2 protein-coding genes are annotated in these 1465 nt (G+C 40.5%); one reads left to right on the top strand and one right to left on the bottom strand.

Annotation, left to right across the window (positions count from 1 at the left end):
- Positions 1-84 precede the first annotated feature (84 nt).
- On the bottom strand, positions 85-474 hold the full coding sequence (locus LD39_RS19720; RefSeq protein ID WP_035552401.1) for a MerR family transcriptional regulator: 390 nt from the start codon (positions 472-474) through the stop codon (positions 85-87).
- Between the two features lie 94 nt (positions 475-568).
- On the opposite strand from LD39_RS19720, the gene LD39_RS19715 reads away from it, so the two are divergent.
- A complete protein-coding gene (locus LD39_RS19715; RefSeq protein ID WP_035552397.1) occupies positions 569-1330 on the top strand; it encodes an SDR family oxidoreductase in 762 nt (253 codons plus the stop codon).
- The last annotated feature ends 135 nt before the right edge of the window (positions 1331-1465 follow it).

Raw genomic sequence — 1465 nt, 5'->3', positions numbered from 1 at the left:
AACGCCGCCTGGATAACCAGGCGGCGTCTCTTGCTCATTGTTTCGAAAACGGACTCCAAATGTTACTTCTAAATATAGGAAATGTCACATCTTTCTCCTCGCTTCACGTTCACAATGATCTCCGCTAATTAATTCTTTATAGCTAGCAATCTTCTTCGCGAGCATTTCATTCGTTGAAGATAAGGTTTCGATCTGTTCCTGGATGTTTTGTTTATGCTCCTCCAATGTAGTAAGCCTCTCTCTTTTCGTATGATTCCCTTCTTTAAATAATTCCGTGTATGCTTTGATATTTGCAATCGGCATTTGGGTTTCTCTTAATTTGATAACAAACCTCAACCAATCGATATGCACATCCTGATAGCTTCTCTTTCCAGATGATGTTCGATCAGGTTCAATAATTCCTTCTTTCTCATAATAACGCAATGTATGGGGGCTGACAGCTAATCTCTTGGCCGCTTCTGTGATACTGTACATGAGACCTCCTCCGATGTGTTCGTTTGGGTTGACTTAGAGTTCACTCCAACCATTACAATTGATAGCGTATCATATTCTGTTAGGAGGAATGAACATGAAATATACGGTGATCACGGGCGCAAGTTCAGGAATCGGCTATGAGGCTGCCTTAACTTTCGCAGCAAGAGGAAAGAATCTCGTCGTTGCGGCAAGAAGAGAAGAAAAGCTAAACGAGCTCAAACAGGAAATTGAGAAAATCAATTCCGAAGTAGAAGTTGTTACGATAAAGACCGATTTATCCGTGAACGAAAATGTCTATTCATTTTATGAAAAGCTGAAATCATATGAAATTGAAACGTTCATTAACAACGCAGGATTTGGTAACTTTGATTCCATCGCAGATCAGGACCTAGGAAAAATTGAACAGATGCTACGATTAAACACGGAAGCATTGACGATTCTTTCTTCTTTATTCGCTCGAGATTATGAGAATGTAGAAGGAGCTCAACTGATCAATGTTTCTTCAGGTGGAGGATACACCATCGTTGCCGATGCGGTCACGTATTGCGCAACGAAATTCTATGTAAGTGCGTTCACCGAAGGCCTCGCTCAAGAACTTGCTTCCAAAGGGGTCAAAATGAAAGCGAAGGTACTGGCACCTGCAGCAACTGAAACTGAATTTGCTGAGCGCTCACTTGATGTTGACGGTTTTAAATATGAAGACAATGTTCCTCAATACCATACAGCAAAAGAAATGGCTCAATTCATGCTTGATCTTTATGACAGTGATAAAGTTGTAGGAATCGTGAACGGCGAAACGTATGAATTTAACTTAGTTGATCCTATATATCCTTATGCTCAGCGGACATCCAAATAATTGTATTATAAAAAGACTGGGACATAAGTAAAGCAGAGGTGTTATAAAACGAATATTGGAAAACTTGTATAAAATCAACGCGGATTCTTAGCGTAGGCAAAACACGGAGACTCTTACGGGAACAGCACGAGCCGA

The sequence above is a fragment of the Halobacillus sp. BBL2006 genome (genome assembly GCF_000786645.1).
Taxonomy (GTDB): domain Bacteria; phylum Bacillota; class Bacilli; order Bacillales; family Halobacillaceae; genus Halobacillus.
Note: the sequence above shows the minus strand (reverse complement) of the source record. Positions and strands in the feature narration are given on the sequence as shown.